Source organism: Pseudoalteromonas sp. PAST1, from assembly GCF_021532515.1.
GTDB lineage: Bacteria > Pseudomonadota > Gammaproteobacteria > Enterobacterales > Alteromonadaceae > Pseudoalteromonas > Pseudoalteromonas simplex.
The window spans coordinates 58,269-77,374 of record NZ_JAKGBH010000024.1; the positions used below are offsets into that span (position 1 = coordinate 58,269).

Genomic DNA, 19,106 nt, shown 5'->3' on the forward strand with positions numbered 1-19,106 from the left:
TTATACGCCCTTCAATAAGTTGGTGAGTTCAGCCAAGCCCTGAAGATCAAACTCATTGCCCGTAAGTTCGCCCATCATTTTGGCCAGCTCTTGCTCGGTGGTTTTAATTTCACTCGCCACTTGTGAATAGGTCACCGCGTATTTATCGGCAAGGGCTTGCACTTGGCTGGTGAGCTGAGTAATCACGGCGCTTGGCATGGCAGCTAGCTCTTGGCTTAACGGTGTGATCCATTTTAAGTGCAGCAATTCATTGACTTGATCATCGGTTAAGCCTTCGATGGTGGTTTTGGTTTTTAAGTGCAGGGCGACTTGTGCTTCTTTGACCGCTTTTTTCAGAGCTTTTTCTTCATCGATGAGTTTATTGGCTTTAATGATTTTTGCTTTATAACTTTCCTCTGGCTCAGGGCTGTCGGCTGAGAACTTAGTTTTGGTCTCTTTTTGCTCTTTTAGGAAAGCTTTCGCCGCCTTGGCGACTTCGGCATTGGCAAAGCCGTCTTTGCTTTCTTTTACCGTGTCTTGCTCTTTGTCTTCTTCGCTTAGTGATTCGAGTATTTCTTCCAGCGAGCTGGCGATTTCGACAAGGCGGTTTTCTTGTTTTGCCAGTGCCGCTAGGTCATCGCTCAAGTAGGTTTGTTGTACTAAATCAAATGGCATGATGTGGCCTTTCCAGCCATCTTGTACTTCGGTGTCTTTGCCCTTAACCTTTTTAACCACGATATTGGGGTCAACTTGCTTAGTGGCGGCGAAGCCTTCGGTTTGCATCACTTCCAAGTCGGTACTGATAACTTGCCATTGGTTGTTTAAAAACTGATAGGCCTGGTACTTGTCGATGAGGGCAACACTGCTTAAGCGTGTGAATAACTCGGCGCTTAATTCAGACTCTTGCTGATTTCGGTTAACATCTTGCCAGCCTTGAATAAGCGTATTGATTAAATAGTCATCAAAACCAGCAAAAGCTTGGTTATAAGCACTGATAAATTCGATGACTTGTGGATGCAGGGTAATGGTTGCATTAACGTCTCGTTTGGCAATGGCTAATTCACTGTAGGCGGCAGACTTGGCCACAAACAGCGCATCATGCAATTGCGGGAATGATTGCCAATATTGGTGTAACTGCGCAATTTCGCTATTGGGGATACCACCTAGCATAGTGGCGTGTAAATCCCAGCTTTCAGCCGCTGGTGACGAATCGACATAACGGGGGATGTTTAAGTTGTAGCCATTGTCGCGCAGGGTTTGCTTACTCACCACTTGCGAGAATTTTTCGATGCTGTCGCGGTTAATGACCGCATCAACAATGCGCTTGATGTCACTGGCTTGCAGTTTATTGTTTTTACCTTCTTTAACAAAGTGCTTGGAGGCATCCACAATTAATACGTCATTGTTTTCACGCTTCTGCTTGAGCACCAAAATAACGGTAGGAATACCAGTACCAAAAAAGATGTTAGCTGGTAAGCCGATAATGGCATCAATGTGGTTTTGCTCAATCAGTTGCTTGCGAATTTCGCCTTCTTCACCACCTCTAAAGAGTACGCCGTGGGGCAAGACAATGGTCATAATGCCATCGGGTTTTAGGTGGTAAAGGTCGTGCAGCAAAAAGGCAAAATCGGCTTTGGTTTTAGGTGCAAGACCAAAACGTGAGTAACGTGGGTCGCTGTCTTTAAAACTTGGGTCCCAAGGTTGCGAGTAAGGCGGGTTAGAAACGACCGCATCCACATACAGCGCATGATAAGTACCTTGCGGATCGTTTTCATCAAAGTATGGCCAATCGTCTTCTAAGGTGTCACCGTTACGGGTTTTGATGTTGCTGGCTTTAATGCCTCGCATGATGAGGTTCATACGGGTCAAGTTATAGGTATTGGCTTTTAACTCTTGGGCATAATAGGTAATGCTGTCGCGGCTTTTGGCGTATTTTTCGACCGCTTCACCAATATTAATCAGTAACGAACCCGAGCCCGACGTTGGGTCGTAAATCTCGATGGTGTCTTTGTGTTTTAATTCGTGGGCGATGATGTGCGACATCAGTACCGAGACTTCATGCGGCGTAATTATAATGTCGTTTTCGACAAATGAAAAATTGTTACCACCCCGTATTTATTGACTTAAAGAGTGGTAACAGTTTTTGAGGAATTTACTCTAAAAACAGGAGTAAATTGAGGCGGGAAAATACAGTTTTGTTACTATTTCTAACGCTTTTTATTGGATTGTGATAACACTGATCCTGCAAGTTCTTTTGTATCTTTATTGTATTTGTCGCTTTGTAGTACCTTTGATGCGAAGTCTTCCATGTCAGCACCTGTTTGCTTACTAGTTCCTTTTTGCGACAAGGCAGAACCAGCTAATTTTTTGGCTGTCTTAGAGGCATTAGGATCGGTTAATGTTTTAGCTGCCTTAGATGCCACGCTTTGGGATGTTTTCTTTGTGTTTTTACTCATAGTAAATACCTCATGGTTGTTAATTAAATTATGAAAATTTAGAGTCCGTGTTTTAGCCGTTCAGCAAAACCATTACGCTCTGCCAATACTTCATCGTACATGTTGTAAACCTGCTGAATATGCTCCCACAACGACTCATTTTGCGTTCTCAAATCGTCAGCTAGCTCCTTATAATCAACGTTCGATTTTTTTAACGATTCAACTTCTTTCTTAAGCTGCTCATTTTCAGTACCAACAGCAATAGACTCAGCCTTGTGTTTCTGACGCTTTTGCGCAGTCTGAATATCTGGGATCTTTTCAGGGTTAAACTTGTAGATTGCAGAATTTGAAATTCCTAATCGTTTCGCAACTTGGCTAACGTTGATTTTTTCATTATTTGCTGCCATTTCAGACAAGGCCGTATCAATTTTGTCTGCCATTGTGATCTCAACTGATTCGCTCATATTAGGCTTCCTTCACTTTTATCGTTAACTGGTCAATGATGATATTGGCAGCTTCAAGGTTGTCGTTTAATGCCGTACTAAATGCTTTTAACCGCAGCTTTATCTCTGACGGAAATTTTTCAAATGCTGCTAATTGCGATTCACATCGCTTTTTAACAACCAGCCAGTGTGGTAAATGTCGAGGTGTTGCAATGTAGCTATCGCACCATACACAGTGGCTTGGATCTGCTACATTACGAACTTTACACTCTGCCCCCTTGGTACAGTAACCATGTGACACGCCTCTAAAGTTGTTGGTATGTTTAGCAGCAAACGTGATCAACTCTTCCATATTTTTGAAGTGAGGTGTGCTTCCGGTAGTAAGATCATCTGCCAGAATCTCAGTCAATTTGGCGATAAATTTTTGTCCGCCTTTTCCTGCTAGTGTGCCGTCTTGTGCAGCGCTCACCATATCTTCCATTGCTTGCGAGATCATAAACTCAGAGAAGCTTTCAGTTAGTCCAATTAACTCCTCCATAGACTCATATCCTCGTTGGCTGTAAACCAACGACATCATGTTCTCTAAATGTTTGTACTGATACTTAATATCGTCTAAATCACCCAATCGATTTGCGACCATAAACCAAGCAAAGGTATGTCTAAATTGATGGGCGGTAAAATTAAAGAAATCGCCTACTTTGTATGGTTTCTTAAACTTTTTATGATTTGAGCTGACGGATTGGCAATTGCACCCCATGCGCTCAAGATCGGCAATATCATGCTCAGTAACTCTAATCGAAAACATTTTGTTTATGTTGTTAAAGCTATTTTTAGTGGACTTAGTATTTAATGAAAACTCGCAGGACTTTTTATGGGGTGACACACCAAACAAAGTTCGATTACTCAAACCAAACTCTAAATTCAACTTCCGCTTTCGTGGCAATAAATCGCTGTGATACTTTAGTAGCAAAGCTGCACGCTCACGGTAAACAGAACAAACTCTTGTGAGCAGTTTTACCGCCCGGTAGGTGACTTCATTCGTGACCCATTCTAAGCTTTGGGTTTCATCTGTTGTTTTAGACAACAACGTCTTGATAAAGTATTTACCGTTTCGCTCAATAGCTGAATCATCAGTTAGTGTCATTGCTTCGCTATAACGCATACCTGTATAACTAACCACAAGCACAAAGGTATATCTGCGAAGATTTTTAATCAGCTCATAATACTCGTCTAATTCAGCAGATTCTGACTCATTTAATCCATCAACGTATGTCGAGTTTTTAAGGTACTTTTTCGGTGCGTATTCAACACCGTCATTGAGTTTTGTTTGTAGGCTTTGCCACTTATCGATGATCTTCTCAACGGTATTAACATGTTCTTCGCTTGCCTTGAGAACTTGCTTCATTATTTGAATCGGAATGACTGAATGTTTGTTTCTGCGTTCTTTTTTTAATAATGTAAATGGGAAAAAATATTCATTCATTAAATCAAAAAACGGCTCGCTTTTAACTACTGAATAAAGCTTCAACCAATAGATAGCTGATAGAAGTGACTGTGCATAAGATGGATGCTTCTTTACATCAGACGCTTGCACCCAGTCCAATATGATATTGCGCAAACGCAATTCTGGCAGTTTGTCTAAGTCACCAAAGCTCTCAATACCATAACGTTCAAGCCACTTAGCAAGGCGCTTAAGGTTAGCAATATTACTACGTATCGTAGTCCATGCAAGCGGCTCCATGCCTTGTCCTGAGCCTTGCGTATACATACCAAGTGCTAGGGCCTTAAGTTGGTATTGATACTTCGGCCCAACACCGTTAAAGGTTACGGATAAATTGTTGCCTTGCGAATACCAAGAATTATCCCCGAACAATGTGATCTGTTTTTTATTAGAGCGGATATATTGCCAAAGCACCAACGGTGTGAGTTCGGCATCAATCGATGAACTATAGGGGTTGATGTTGATAAGTCCATCAATCTTTAAACAGGCATCTACAGCAGTTGAAATTCCTGTCATAAAATATCTCCCACATTCTCTACTGACGTTACTGCAAATGCCCAAAACGGATGCATTCCTTTTTCCGCCATCAGCTCTTTTCCCTTAGTCACTGCCTTCGGGTTTTTAATTGCTACTTGCTCTAATATGTCATCAACTCGCTGATGCAGTGCCGTAATCGCTTCTTGCTGAAATTCATTATTTTCAATATCAGAAATACTGGCCGACATATCTGCCAGCACATAATCTCGATAGCTAAGCAACTGCCAAACATGCTCTGGATCAGCGACTGTTCTGAAGTGCCTGCACCACACACAAGCCAAAAAGTCACTACACCATCCATTTTCCTTACTGCCTGATAGGTGCCGATGTTCTTTACCGTATTGTGAAGCTTCTGCATCGTTACCTTGCGATGCACACTCGCCTGAGGGCGTTTTTTGAGTGCTACCGTCATCAACCATTAACACCTTAATTTCCGGGTCAATTTCTCTACCTGTAAAATAACGCTGCATCACATCTACTGCGGTGTGCAAAGTTTGTTGTGTTTTTTCTTCACTCACTCGTTGGTAGTGCTTGATGAACGTGTCGAAGGTGTGAAGTTTTGCTGATTCATAAGCACGCATTTGCTTTGCTACTTCACGGTAAAGGTGATTTGCACCATTCTTGCGAATGCGCATCGAATCATAATCAACTGTGCAACCAAGTCGCTTTAAAATAGTTTTGATATAAGCAATGATATTGCCTGCCAATACACGACTTACATTCGTTTTTTCTTTGGAGATAAATAGATATTGCCGTGTATGTCCATCTGCAAGGTGGCGATAGTTGTTGGTCAGAGTATCTCTTACATGAACTATGTCACGCATCACACTATTTACAGTTCGCCCATCTAATGAATAGGTGTCGGTGTCATAACCTTTTCTCGGTTTTTGGATCAACACTGTAATACTTTTTTTAGCGGTTGGCAGAGAAACTTCCGTGATATCATTGAGCTCTATGTCCGTCATAGGTGACGTATTCCAACAACTTTTTACTTGGATACGAGCAAAGTACAATGCGATTAATTGCTTTACGTTATCCGTTTCTTTGATCCCTTTTTCAATGTAAAAAATCAGTTCTCGCAATTCTTGATCATTGTATAAATCTTCGATTTTCATTCTTCTGGCGTGACGTTGATGCCGTTTAAATGACAGTTTGAAAGCTTCAACAACGGTCTGACCTGTAATTGCCATTACCCATCTTATTATTTCAAAATAAGATGCTCCCGTTCTTAAGCTTATGGTTTGCCCTTTAACACCAGACTGAATGCGTTGAAACACACTTTTTTGTATTTGGTTTTTGTTTAAGCTAAGGCATTTAAAACCATGCTTTTTAAGTTGCTCTGTATAATCAGGTAATACAAATTTCACCAAAATTCGATTAAGTCTGATGAAGCGACCATGTAAAGTAACCATGCCATAGTTCTTCTCTGGCAAAAGTTCGGTTTCAGATTGATGGATTTCTAATAGCTCGCTCTCAATTTCAGGACACTGCTTCACTAATTCAAAGTAATTAATGTGTCTAAACATCTTCTCTTTTTCAAAATAAAAAGGCAGCAAATGATCAACGTAATCATGGCGATGAATCTCATGCCCAAAGTGCAGCTCTAGCAGTAAAAGCAACTCAGTGAATTGATCTCTTCTTAGTGATGTCTTAGCTTCTTTAAGTAAAGCAAATTCATCTTTCTTGAAGCTATCAAGCCCTTCATCAACAAAAGCACACTTATTCTTGCCAGCGACTATTCGAATGCTACTCATAACAGCAATAAAGCGCCTAGTTATTGACACAACATCATGCTCTAGCTTCCCCCTAAATTTATCTGAGTTAGCAAGCGCTTGGAGCTGTTCAACCAACAGTGGCTCAATATCGTTTAAATCAGTAACGTCTATGCATTTATCATTAATAGTGATCCGAATAACTTGAAAATGATCTGGCTTAAATGCGCTAAGCACCGAGAGTAATGCCGGCTGAAGTACGCAGTGTTTATCTTTAATCGGGTATTCGTTAAAAACCTGTCTAAAGTGCATGGTTGAGTTAAACCATAGCAAACCATACTCATTAAGCTGCTCAGCGACTGAAGGAGATGCTTCACACAACAGTTGTAAACATTTTTGCGCCATTTGTGCGTAAAAGAGTGTGGTGCTTCTTGCAAGCGTTGACCGCTTATCCCACGCACCTATGGCATCGTTAAGCTCTTTACCTAAGCGAAAGCTTTTCCGATACCAATGCAATAAATCAATATTTGTATCAAAAACTAAAACGGTGCTAGGTCTTGAATTGATCTTGGTTAATGCGGTTGCAAAATGAAATAAGCAACGCCTGAATAACACATCATCTTCTGGTTCGATATGTTGTGCCTGTATCTCTAGTTTGAGCCAATAGTCGTCTCGAAATAGCGAGTTAAAATCTTGTATTAAACTTTGGCAATGGCTTCGCAACACTGAATAACGCAGCAAAAGCCGTTTTAGAAAGCTAATGTGTAATTTAATCCGTTTACAGTTTTCGTCAGTTACACATCTGCCTAGCTGCTCTTCCAACTGTGACAAATCAAGCACGGTATCAAGCATCTGCACCTCCTGATTGCTCAGCAAGAAATGCATCTTCTTGTAGTGGAGCAACAAACTCACCAAACAATTTATCTACCCAACTCGCCATTTGCTTATCGAATGTCAGTGATCGAGCGAAATTGATGTACTTCTGAGTTGTTGAAAAATCCGCATGACCCATCAACTGCATCAACTTGTATTGCACAAAGCCAATGGGCAGATTCTTATGGATTAGGAAACCAGCAAGGTTTGTTGCAAAAGTTGAACGTAAATCATGAAAATCACGCTTTAGTGTTTTCCCGAATGGCACTAATTCCTTACGCACTTTTGAGATCACATTGCCGATAGATTTACGAGACATAAAATCACCAGAGCGATTAAGAAACAGCGGTGCATCATCACAGTTACCATGTTCAAGCTGCCACTTAGCTAATCTGTCTTGGTGTTCTTTGCCGTTACGATACTGCCAAAGTGATGTCATCAAGCCTTTTGACACCATTATCGTGCGCTCTTTGTCGTACTTGCCGATTATGGTTACGTAATAAATTGCTTTATTATCCAAGGCAGGATCAACAACATGACTGGCAGTAAAAGTGGCAATTTCTTCCGCACGCAAGCCGCATTGCACGGCTAAATCTACTCGCAATTTAGCACCTTGCTTTGTCAGTTCCTTGCTGGCATAGAGCAGATTCAATTCACCTTGGCTGTAAGGTGATAAACCTTCATCGCCTGATTTCTTTTGCTTATACTTTTTAGGGATCAGCAAATCAGTCGTGGTAATGGTAAAGCCTTTTTCCTCACTCCCGTAGTCGGTAAATAGCAAATCTAAACCGCCATCTTTTCGCTTTTTCTTAATGACTTTGGTTTTATATTTGAATGGCACTTTATCAATTCTGCGTTGCTTTCTTGCCCACTCGTAAAACTGCCTAACATGGTTGATGTATAGGTTTGCCGTATCTCGGTCTATATCCTTTGCTATAACTTGTTCTATAAGGTGCTTGCGATAGCGGTACACAGGAAGCCAATATTTCGCTTTATCACTGTCACTTACGGCATAAACCTCATGCCAGTCCACGTTATTCTTCTCAACCCATTGCAAAAACAAACTCATCGAATTTGCTAATGACTGCACTGTCGTAAGCGACACGCCACCAAGAGGGTTCTTTTTACCGCCACGTTTAGGCGGCATAAAAAGCCCTTTATATCTGTGCTCTAGGAATAAATTGATTTCGAGAGCGTCCTGAATTCGCAATAGCGATAACACTCTAGGGAAGCGTTTCACAATATGATCTTCATGAAAAGCTACAGTATGTAACCCACCCCCATCAGCATTAAGAAAATAAGGGAGACATCCTACATTCACACTTCTGCGTACAACTCTCGGTTTAACGAACACAAGCTCACTCCATTTCAATGATGCATAAAAAATAACAAGATACCATTGAATGTCAATCAAAATCAATGGAAATAATGCATCATATTCATACCGCATGAAGTGCACCATTTGTATATCGCAAAAAAGTTTAGTTATAAGTTATCTTTTTTTGTATGAATATGCTTAAATCTAAAAACTAAGCTAAAACATTCGTGCTTTAGCAACTAAATAAGTGGTTTATATATTTTATAAAAAGGTATCAGCTCCAATGTTTACAATACTTTGCGAGGTTGCTGATGTGTTTGCTGGCTATCCCTTTAGAGGAACTATTCCTTCTGATGAAAATGGGGATGTGCACGTAATCCAAGTTAGAGATACACGCGCTACAGGAGAAGTTTTTCAGGATGAAATGATTAAAGTAATACTTCCCGGTAAAAAGGCGCCAAATTGGCTACGTTCCGGTGATGTGTTGTTTGTTGCTAAAGGTGTAAAGCATTTTTCTGCTTTAGTTGAAGACTTGCCAGTAAAAACAGTCTGCTCCCCACACTTTTTTTTGATACGAGTAAAACCTGAGTATCAAAATCGAGTGAAACCTGAGTTTATCTGTTGGCAATTAAATCAGCTACCAGCTCAGCGCTATTTCAGAACCACCGCTGAGGGGTCGTTGCATTTAAGTGTGCGTAGGCAAGTACTAGAGAACACCCCGCTAAAGCTGCTAGATATTAAAGACCAACAACTTATCGCAAATATGCATAAGTGCGCTATTAAAGAGCGCTCAGCATTACTTCAACTGATTGAAAATAAAGATAAAGAACAAGCAGCAATTGCATTAAATTTACTGAATTAAGATGTTTATAATTAACTAAATTAAGGTATGTCACGACTATGGAAACAACTATAAATCAAATCAATCAGGACGATATTAACAAAGCGGTGTGGAACGCCTGCGACACCTTCCGTGGTGTGATCAGTGCCGATACTTATAAAGACTTCATCCTCACAATGCTGTTTTTAAAGTACATCTCTGATGTTTATAAAGACGAATACAACAAATTAGTTGCACAGTATGGTGATAACCCTGAGCTTATTCACGCCATGATGTCGAAACAGCGCTTTGTACTGCCAGAAGGCACAAGTTTCTGGGATTTATACGAAAAGCGTTATGAAGCAGGCAACGGTGAGCGAATCGATAAAGCCTTACATGCTATTGAAGAAGCCAACGGCAGTAAGCTTAAAAACGTATTCCAAGACATCAGTTTTAACACTGACCGTTTAGGCCAAGAAAAACAAAAGAACGACTTACTTCGCCACTTACTGGAAGACTTTGGTAAAGACATTTTAGATTTAAGCTCAGAGCGTGTGGGCAGCTTAGATATCATCGGTAATGCTTACGAATACCTTATCAAACACTTTGCGGCTGGCAGTGGTGCTACCGCTGGTGAATACTATACCCCACCAGAGGTATCAACCCTTTTAGCAACGGTTTTAGAGCCAATTGAAAACGATCAAATCTGCGATCCATGTACAGGCAGTGGCTCGCTGCTTTTAAAATGCGGTGCAATGGTGCGCAAAAACTCTGGCTCTAAAAAATACGCATTATTTGGGCAAGAAGCGATTGGCTCTACTTGGGCGCTCGCCAAGATGAACATGTTCCTCCACGGTGAAGATAACCACCGCATTGAATGGGGCGACACCATTCGTAACCCACTACTACTTGATAAAGACGGCAACGGCTTACTGCACTTTGACGTAGTTACGGCCAACCCCCCATTTTCACTTGATAAGTGGGGACATGATGATGCCAGCAACGATCCTTATGGACGCTTTAGACGAGGTATTCCACCAAAAACCAAAGGTGACTATGCGTTTATCAGTCATATGATTGAAACGCTAAAACCCGAAACGGGTCGCATGGGAGTGGTAGTGCCACATGGTGTGTTATTTAGAGCATCAAGTGAAGGTAAAATTCGCCAACAACTGATTGAAGAAAACTTGCTAGACACCGTGATTGGCCTTCCAGAAAAGCTGTTCTTTGGAACAGGTATTCCAGCAGCCATCTTGATATTTAAAAAGCACAAAACAGACAACAGTGTGTTGTTTATTGATGCCAGCCGTGAGTTCAAGTCAGGCAAAAACCAAAACCAATTAACTGACGCAAATATTCAAAAGATCATAGATACCTACAAGGCTCGTGAAAGCGTTGACAAATACGCATATCTTGCCAGTTTAGATGAAATCAAAGAAAACGACTTTAACCTCAATATCCCTCGTTATGTTGATACCTTTGAAGAAGAAGCAGAGATTGATTTAGTGGCAGTGCGCACTGAGCGTGTTCAATTAAAAAATGAGCTGCAAACCCTCGAAGTAGAGATGGAAGGCTACTTAAAGGAGTTGGGTTATGGTGCCTAATGGATGGAAAAAAGGTGTAATAGAAGATATTGCTAAAGTTTCTTCTGGTGGTACTCCTAGTAGACAAAATGATTCGTACTGGCTTGGCGGTCAAATACCTTGGGTAACAACAACTGAAGTTCAGTTTGGCGTTATTAAAGGTACAGAGCAAAAAATAACTGAAGCAGGACTTAAAAATTCATCAGCGAAACTTTTTCCAAAAGACACTATTTTAATGGCCATGTATGGTCAAGGAAAAACTCGTGGGCAAGTTGCAAAGCTAGGGATTGAAGCTTCAACAAATCAAGCGTGTGCTGCATTACTACTCAATGATGGCTTTGAAGTTGATTACTACTATCAATATTTAGTCAGTCAATATGAAAATATTAGAGAATTAGCCAATAGTGGCGGTCAGCAGAATTTGAGCGCAGGAATTATTAAAAGTATTCATGTTCCAATTCCTCCGCAGTTAGAACAACGCAAGATCGCCAAAATTCTATCCACTTGGGACAAAGCGATTAGTACCACCGAGCGCCTAATCGACAACAGTACGCAGCAGAAAAAAGCCCTGATGCAACAACTGCTCACTGGCAAAAAACGCCTACTAGATGATTCAGGTAAACCGTTTGAGGGTGAGTGGGAAGAATTTCATTTAGTAGACATAGCTAGTATAAAAAAAGGCAAAGCATTAAGTGCCAAAAACGTAATTAGTGGTGAGTACCCTGTTATTGCTGGAGGGAAAACCAGTCCATATAGCCACAATGAATATACTCATGAAAATATCGTAACAGTGAGTGCTAGCGGAGCTTATGCTGGATTCGTTTCCCATCATGAATGCAAAATTTGGGCATCTGATTGCTCGGTTGTAACCGAAAAGAAAGGCAATTGCCTGTTGTTTATTTTTCAATTGCTTAAATTGAATCAAAACAAAATTTATTCAATGCAAAGCGGTGGTGCGCAACCTCATATTTACCCTAAAGATCTTCAAGTTTTAAAGGTTAAAAAGCCTAATTTGGATGAGCAACAAAAAATTGCCTCTGTACTAACCAACGCTGATCAAGAAATCGAGCTATTAGAACAACAACTTGCTGACTTAAAGCAAGAAAAAAAAGCGCTAATGCAGCAACTGTTAACAGGCAAGCGTAGAGTTAAAGTGGACGACAAGGAGGTTGCATGATTTCACAAAAGCGACCTCGCACCATTCAGATTTTCTTACCTACGGGCGACCCTGCGGGTATTCGCATTGCCGAGCAAACCACTTCGATTATTCGCTTAATTGAAGTGCCTCGTAGTGATATTGCTGAATTTGTGAAAATGCCAGAAGCCAAGCAAGTTGGGTTGTATTTTTTAGTGTCTGGCGATAACACTTATACAGATAACGACGAGCTGTATATCGGTCAGTCGGGCGATGTGGGCAGCCGCTTGATGCAGCACTACAAAGATGAGAAGAAAGATTGGGAGCGTGCATTGGTATTGGTGTCACTCACCAATAACTTAACGCAAACTCATGTGCTGTATTTAGAATCACTGTCGATAGAAAAAGCAAAACATTGCCAGCGTTATGAACTACTCAATGGCAATGGTGGGCAAAAGCCACATACGCCAGTTCCGCTTAAAGCCGATTGCGATGAAATTCATGAAATTGGTAGCTTGTTATTAGCCACCCTTGGCTATCCTATTTTTGAACCACTAACGGAAACATCACCTACTAAAACTGAACAGGTATTTTCTTGCAGCCGCACAGGTGTCGATGCCAAGGGCATTTATACCAACGAAGGCATGGTGGTATTAAAAGGCTCTTCCGCTCCTATGACCACCAAGCGTAAAACAGAACAACGGTTTTATGATAAGCGTGACCAGCTATTAGCCAAAGGGGTAATTGCAGAGCAAGATGGGCGCTTTGTATTTCAACGTGATTATTTATTCCCTACACCAAGCGGTGCTTCGATGTTTTTGCTACTAGCCAGCTCTAATGGCTGGGTAGACTGGAAAACAGAGCAAGGGGTAACGCTGCACGATCATCAAGGTCGTACCCTAGAGTCTGCCTCTGAGCAAGGTAATTCGCACAGTGATATGCAAATAACGAGTAGCGTGGGATAAACTATTAAGGATGATTAGGCACAATGACAACGGTTAAATTTCAAGAAGAATTCAGCGCAAAAATCCCTGCTTTGACTCTATTAACAAATCTTGGCTATACCTTTATTCCACCAAGTGAATGCGAAGCGTTACGTGGTAATACTCTAGCGAGTGAAAAGAAAAGCACTCATCAGGTTCTTATACTCCCTGTAATACGTGCCTTTTTAGCGAAACAGACGTTCTCATTTGCAGGTAAGCAACATACATTATCAGAGGCCGCAATTGATAAAGTGATGCATGAGCTGAATCCTGCTATGAACTTAGGATTAAAAGCGGCTAATGAGAAAATCTACAATGCCTTAATGTATGGTGTTAGCGTTACCGAGTTTATAGATGGCAAAAAAGCCTCACCCACCATTAAGCTTATTGATTGGCATAATATTGATAACAATGCGTTTCATTGTACCGAAGAGTTAGTAGTACAAAATGCCGAGGGGACGGGCAACCGCAGACCTGACATTGTGTGTTTTGTGAATGGTTTGCCATTAGTGGTGATTGAGGCAAAACGCCCCGATTCAAACAAAGAGGGTAAATCGACCAATGCAGAAGCAATTTCGCAGCACATTCGTAACCAAAAGCAAGATGAAATTCCTCACTTATATGCCTATAGCCAGTTACTGTTAGCCATAAACGGGCATGAGGGCTTGTATGCAACGTGCGGCACAATAGATAAGTTTTGGGCGAAGTGGAAAGAGGAGCAAATACCGGAAGCGGAATTTGTCAGGCTAAAAAACCATAAATTGAGTGATGAACAGCTTCACACACTGTTCAATCACCGTTCACGCAAGGCAAAAGACGATTACCTTTCACTTGTTGCTGCGGGTGATTTGACCGTCACTGACCAAGACAGACTAATCGTTAGTCTACTTCGCCCTGAGCGCTTATTAGATATGACCCGTCTGTTTACTTTGTTTGATAAAAAAGCAGGCAAGATTGTTGCCCGGTATCAGCAGGTATTTGGCATAAAGGCACTTATTGAGCGAATCAACACGTTTGATGATTCAGGTGCTCGTGAAGGTGGTGTTATTTGGCACACTACAGGTAGCGGCAAGTCATTTACTATGGTGTTCTTATCTAAAGCGCTTATATGGCTTGAAGAGCTGGCTCAATGCCGTGTGATCATAGTTACAGACCGTGTGGACTTGGAAGATCAGCTTAGCCGCACCTTTGCATCTGGTGGTGTATTAACCGACCGAGATAAAAAAGATGCGATGGCGACAACTGGTAAGCGTTTAGCTGAGCAAATTGGTAAGGGAAATGAGCGAGTTATCTTCTCGATCATTAATAAGTTTGGCTCAGCGATTAAGTACAAAGAATGCTACAACGATAGCCCAAACATTATTGTACTTGTGGATGAAGGCCACCGAAGTCAAAACGGTGAAAATAATATCCGTATGCAGCAGACGCTGCCTAAAGCGGCCTATATTGCCTTTACGGGTACGCCCTTATTAAAAGACGATAAGACTGAAAACAAATTCGGTAAGATCATTCACTCTTACACCATGCAGCAAGCGGTTGAAGATAAAACCGTTACCCCTCTATTGTATGAAGAACGCATTCCAGAGCTGAATGTTAACGACAAAGCCATTGATGCGTGGTTTGAACGCAGCACTAGTAAACTAACAGACAAACAAAAAACTGACCTAAAGAAGAAGTTTTCACAGAAAGGTCAAATCTACCAAACCGAAGGCCGCATTGAATTAATCGCATACGATATTGCTGACCACTTCCAGAACTTTAAACAGCAAGGCTTAAAAGGTCAGCTAGCCTGTGACTCCAAAGCCTCTGCTATTCGTTATAAGAAGGCATTGGATAAAATAGGCACCGTAACATCGGTTGTGGCGATGTCGGCTCCAGATACTCGTGAGGGTCACGAGGCTGTTGATCAAGAGAGTAAGGACATTGTGCAAAATTGGTGGAAGGCAAATGTTAATAAAATGGACGAAAAAGCCTACACCAAAGCCATTATTGAAGACTTTGGTAGAGATGATGGCCCAGACATCATGATCGTAGTAGATAAGCTCCTGACAGGCTTTGATGAGCCAAAAAACACTGTGCTTTACATTGATAAGCCTCTAAAAGAGCACAACCTAATACAAGCAATTGCCCGTGTTAACCGATTGCATAGCAAAAAGCAGTTTGGTTACTTAATCGATTACCGAGGCATTTTAAAAGAGCTTGATACCACCATTGAGAAGTACCAAGACCTCGCTGAACGTACCCAAGGCGGCTTTGATATTGACGATCTGAAAGGTTTGTATAACCGCATGGATACGGAATACAAAAAACTTCCGGGGTTGCATAGCGATTTATGGGCGATATTTGAAGCTGTTAAAAACAAGCAAGATGGCCCAGCGCTTCGCCAAGCGTTAGCGCCTAAAGTGCAAGATGTCGATGGCAAGCTTGTCGATACCAACCTTAAAAAGCGTGATGATTTTTATTCTGCACTAACCGCTTTTTCAAACTGTATGAAAGTAGCTTTGCAATCAGCAACCTACTTTGAAGATAAGTCATTCGATAACAGACGTGACTTGTACAAACGTGATCTAAAAGCCTTTGTCGATTTGCGCAAACAAGTGCGTGAAGATGCTGATGAAACCATTAATTATGATGAATATGCTGAAGATATTCGGAGCCTTCTAGACAAGCACATTGCTGGTATTGAAGTTAAAGAGCCTGATGGTGCCTACTTGGTAGGTAATTTAGGAAAAGACGTTAAGCCACAGGATATGAGCGATGACGAAGCCCGTAATCAGACTGACAAGATTACTGGCCGAATCACAAAGATGATTGAGCAAGACTTAGCTGATGATCCTTATGCACAGGAATATTTTTCTAAGATGCTTAAAAAGGCAATTGAAGATGCTAAAGCGATGTTTGATGCGCCAGTAAAGCAGTACATTCTTTTTGCTGACTTTGAGCAAGAAGTGAAAGACCGCAAAATGGCTGATGTTCCAAATGACTTTGTGGATGACTCTGGCAAGTTAAATAAACATGCACAAGCCTACTTTGGTTTGTTCAAGCACCTATTTGATTCTGAGTTCTTAAATGATAAAGCCTTAGATAACGACAAGTTAGTAGCTTTAGCGTTTAGTATTAATGATGTGGTGAATACCGCTGTTGCTGAGTATTCAATCAATCCTGCGGAGATTGAAAACGCCATACACATGAAGTTGTTGCCGCTGTTATTTGCTGATCTTGGCCTTGATAACGCTCAAAAGCTGATTGAAGAAGTGTTAAAACGAGCAAGGTTAGGATTATCACGAGGTGATTTTAGTGTCTAATTTAACATTAGCTGCTGAAATCCGGACAACGACATATGAACGTGGTGTCGTTACCTATGGTAACGACACCATTCACTATGACGTTATTCGTAAACCAAAGCCTAGTGATACCGCTAAAAAAACAGCACGCAAGGTAATTATTAAGGTTCACCCTGATCTGCGTGTTGTGGCTACAGTACCACATGATGCAAGTGATGATGCGATTCAAGATGCCATGCACAAGCGTGCAAGGTGGATATGGCAAAGTATTAATGACTTTGCAAAGCAAAAAGACACGGTATTGCACAAGCGATATGTAAGTGGCGAAACCCAGTTTTATCTAGGCAAGCGCTATGTATTAAAGATCATCAATGATGCAGAGCAAGTGCCTAACGTAAAGCTAAGCCGTGGCAAATTGAACGTAACAATCAAGCAGGAAGTCACTAAAGATATTGATGATCGGCTGGTGAAAGTTAAACCATTAATCGACAAGTGGTATCAACATAAAGCAAAAGCAATTTTTCATGAGCGACTAGCCGAACTACTTCCGAAAGCGACTTGGGTAAAAGGCATTCCTTCATTTCGTGTGATAGCAATGAAAAAGCAATGGGGAAGCTGCTCAACTAAAGGCAACTTGATGCTCAATCCTCACCTAGTTAAAGCACCGAAAGAATGCATTGATTACGTGATACTACATGAGCTTTGCCACATTGCTGAACACAACCACAGCGAACGCTTCTGGCGTTTATTAACTCAAGTAATGCCAAACTGGAAAGAAGTAAAAGCCAAATTAGATGACATGGCGGAGATGTATTTGAATGAATGATGTCAAAGGAAAAAATATGACTAAGAAAAAGCCTGTTTTGAAGCGTTTTAACTATCGGTTAAATAAACTCCACGTTAAAAACTTAAAAGGTATAAAAGATTTCACGCTGAACTTTGAAAAAGACAAACTAGTAACTGGCATTGTTGGTATTAATGGTTCAGGTAAATCTACACTTATTCATGCTCTGGCATGTGCCTTTAAACCTATTGGTAAAGCAACATCTAAGGATTTTAATCGGTTATCTCATTTTTTCACCCCTAACAAAGATGCTTCATGGGAAGGTAGTGAATTTGAAATTGAATTTGAGTTCGATGAGTTAACAATAAAGCCCAACTCTGAGCCAACAAAAAAATTAGTAAATCACACTGAAGTTTACTCAAAAAAACAAGGTAAAAAAGTTAGTCGCTGGCTTCCTATTTACGGCAGAAGACATGAAAGAGAATCCGCTTATATAGGGCTGCATGATCTTGCGACACTCAGCGAAGATAAAAATGCTGGTCGTTATAAGGAATATGAAACAGAAGACTTAGCTCACGAAGCCTCAGATAAAATAAAAGAAGACTTAGTTTATATTCTGGGGAGAAATTACAACCGTTTGACCACTTGCTTAGTTAAGCAAAAAGATAAAGTTCATACTCTTTTTGGTCTCGTCTTCAATGGTGTTGAATACAGCGAACACTCAATGGGGGCAGGAGAAAAAAGGCTACTGACAATCCTTTCAGCTTTGCATAACCCCAAACTTGCTAAAGGGGGTTTGTTATTAATTGATGAGATTGATGTCTTGTTACACGGCATGGCATTTAAGCGACTCATTGAACGAATTATTAAAAGAGCAAATGAAAATAAAATTGAAGTAATTTTCTCGACACACCGTGAGACGATAATCGACTTTAAAAACGACTTACTGATATATGGTGTGCTAAATACAGGCAAAGGAGTTATACCAATGCCTCATACTCACCCTCAAGTTATGCAACAGCTTACTGGAGTCAGAACAGTACCTATCGAAATTTATGTTGAGGATGACCTTGCAACCTCGGTTATAGAAACACTTCTTTATCAAAAGCATGCAACGCATTATGTGAATATTACAAAATTTGGTACATGGTCAAATGCATTTGCGATTCTAGCTGGCAAAATATTAATGGACTCGGATATTTCTGAGACTTTATGTGTTCTTGACGGTGATGTTTGCAACACGATAGAAGAAAGAACCTCTGAGTGTCAAAGACACTTAAATGGTGATGATAAAAACGAACATAGACAATCAATGTTAAATCATATTGTGGAATTCAAGTTAGCTAACGTTGCCCCACAAGGGAGTGGTGGGTCGCCTGAATACAATATTAAAATAATGTTCGAATCAATAGAGTCTGATGATCCACGAGTTATTGAGTTACAAAGATATTCAAGAGAAATACAAGGGCTGGAGGACTGGCATGTGTACTTTGAGATTCTTGCTGAAACCTCTGGAATTAGAACAGCTAGAGACAAGGTGTTGGAAGCAATTTCAGAGACAGAGGAATGGAATGAGTATATTGTTGAGATCTCAGACTGGCTTGATGAGAAACTAAAAATTTACTTACCTGTAAAAGCTCAAGAAGAAGAAAATCTGGTAACAGTTTAAGCAGCTTTTTGAAGGTGGCATTCGTAAGTAAAAAATGAAGGTGACATTAT

At 40.8% G+C, this 19,106-nt stretch carries 13 protein-coding genes; 7 read left to right on the forward strand and 6 right to left on the reverse strand.

What is annotated here, in order from left to right; genetic code table 11:
• From L1272_RS13205 to L1272_RS13230, 6 genes are all read right to left on the reverse strand, one after another.
• Nucleotides 1-2,094: an N-6 DNA methylase gene (locus tag L1272_RS13205; protein WP_328250340.1), complete on the reverse strand. Its 2,094-nt coding sequence runs from the start codon at nucleotides 2,092-2,094 to the stop codon at nucleotides 1-3.
• Nucleotides 2,095-2,186: 92 nt separating this feature from the next.
• Nucleotides 2,187-2,435, reverse strand: a complete 249-nt coding sequence (locus L1272_RS13210; protein WP_184426194.1) for a hypothetical protein — start codon at nucleotides 2,433-2,435, stop codon at nucleotides 2,187-2,189.
• A 38-nt stretch (nucleotides 2,436-2,473) separates the two neighbouring features.
• Nucleotides 2,474-2,878 (reverse strand): DUF6262 family protein, encoded by a 405-nt coding sequence (locus L1272_RS13215; RefSeq protein WP_235373611.1) that lies wholly within the window; start codon nucleotides 2,876-2,878, stop codon nucleotides 2,474-2,476.
• A 1-nt stretch (nucleotide 2,879) separates the two neighbouring features.
• Nucleotides 2,880-4,874, reverse strand: coding sequence for a hypothetical protein (locus tag L1272_RS13220; RefSeq protein ID WP_235373612.1), 1,995 nt, complete (start codon nucleotides 4,872-4,874; stop codon nucleotides 2,880-2,882).
• On the reverse strand, nucleotides 4,871-7,459 hold the full coding sequence (locus tag L1272_RS13225) for a hypothetical protein (RefSeq protein WP_235373613.1): 2,589 nt from the start codon (nucleotides 7,457-7,459) through the stop codon (nucleotides 4,871-4,873). Before L1272_RS13225 ends, L1272_RS13220 begins: the two co-directional genes overlap by 4 nt.
• A complete protein-coding gene (locus L1272_RS13230) occupies nucleotides 7,452-8,627 on the reverse strand; it encodes a tyrosine-type recombinase/integrase (RefSeq protein WP_235373614.1) in 1,176 nt (391 codons plus the stop codon). Before L1272_RS13230 ends, L1272_RS13225 begins: the two co-directional genes overlap by 8 nt.
• A 418-nt stretch (nucleotides 8,628-9,045) precedes the next feature.
• Here L1272_RS13230 and L1272_RS13235 point away from each other — a divergent pair, with 418 nt between their 5' ends.
• From L1272_RS13235 to L1272_RS13265, 7 genes are read left to right on the forward strand one after another with little or no spacing between them, the layout of a single operon-like run.
• On the forward strand, nucleotides 9,046-9,660 hold the full coding sequence (locus L1272_RS13235) for a restriction endonuclease subunit S (RefSeq protein ID WP_235373615.1): 615 nt from the start codon (nucleotides 9,046-9,048) through the stop codon (nucleotides 9,658-9,660).
• Nucleotides 9,661-9,698: 38 nt separating this feature from the next.
• Nucleotides 9,699-11,222, forward strand: coding sequence for a type I restriction-modification system subunit M (locus tag L1272_RS13240; RefSeq protein WP_235373616.1), 1,524 nt, complete (start codon nucleotides 9,699-9,701; stop codon nucleotides 11,220-11,222).
• On the forward strand, nucleotides 11,212-12,378 hold the full coding sequence (locus tag L1272_RS13245) for a restriction endonuclease subunit S (protein WP_235373617.1): 1,167 nt from the start codon (nucleotides 11,212-11,214) through the stop codon (nucleotides 12,376-12,378). Before L1272_RS13240 ends, L1272_RS13245 begins: the two co-directional genes overlap by 11 nt.
• Nucleotides 12,375-13,301, forward strand: coding sequence for a GIY-YIG nuclease family protein (locus L1272_RS13250; RefSeq protein ID WP_235373618.1), 927 nt, complete (start codon nucleotides 12,375-12,377; stop codon nucleotides 13,299-13,301). The genes L1272_RS13245 and L1272_RS13250 overlap by 4 nt, the downstream gene beginning before the upstream one ends.
• Nucleotides 13,302-13,324: 23 nt before the next feature.
• Nucleotides 13,325-16,624 (forward strand): type I restriction endonuclease subunit R, encoded by a 3,300-nt coding sequence (locus tag L1272_RS13255; protein WP_235373619.1) that lies wholly within the window; start codon nucleotides 13,325-13,327, stop codon nucleotides 16,622-16,624.
• Nucleotides 16,617-17,429, forward strand: a complete 813-nt coding sequence (locus tag L1272_RS13260; protein WP_235373620.1) for a M48 family metallopeptidase — start codon at nucleotides 16,617-16,619, stop codon at nucleotides 17,427-17,429. The genes L1272_RS13255 and L1272_RS13260 overlap by 8 nt, the downstream gene beginning before the upstream one ends.
• Nucleotides 17,430-17,445: 16 nt before the next feature.
• On the forward strand, nucleotides 17,446-19,056 hold the full coding sequence (locus L1272_RS13265; RefSeq protein ID WP_235373621.1) for an AAA family ATPase: 1,611 nt from the start codon (nucleotides 17,446-17,448) through the stop codon (nucleotides 19,054-19,056).
• Nucleotides 19,057-19,106 lie beyond the last annotated feature (50 nt).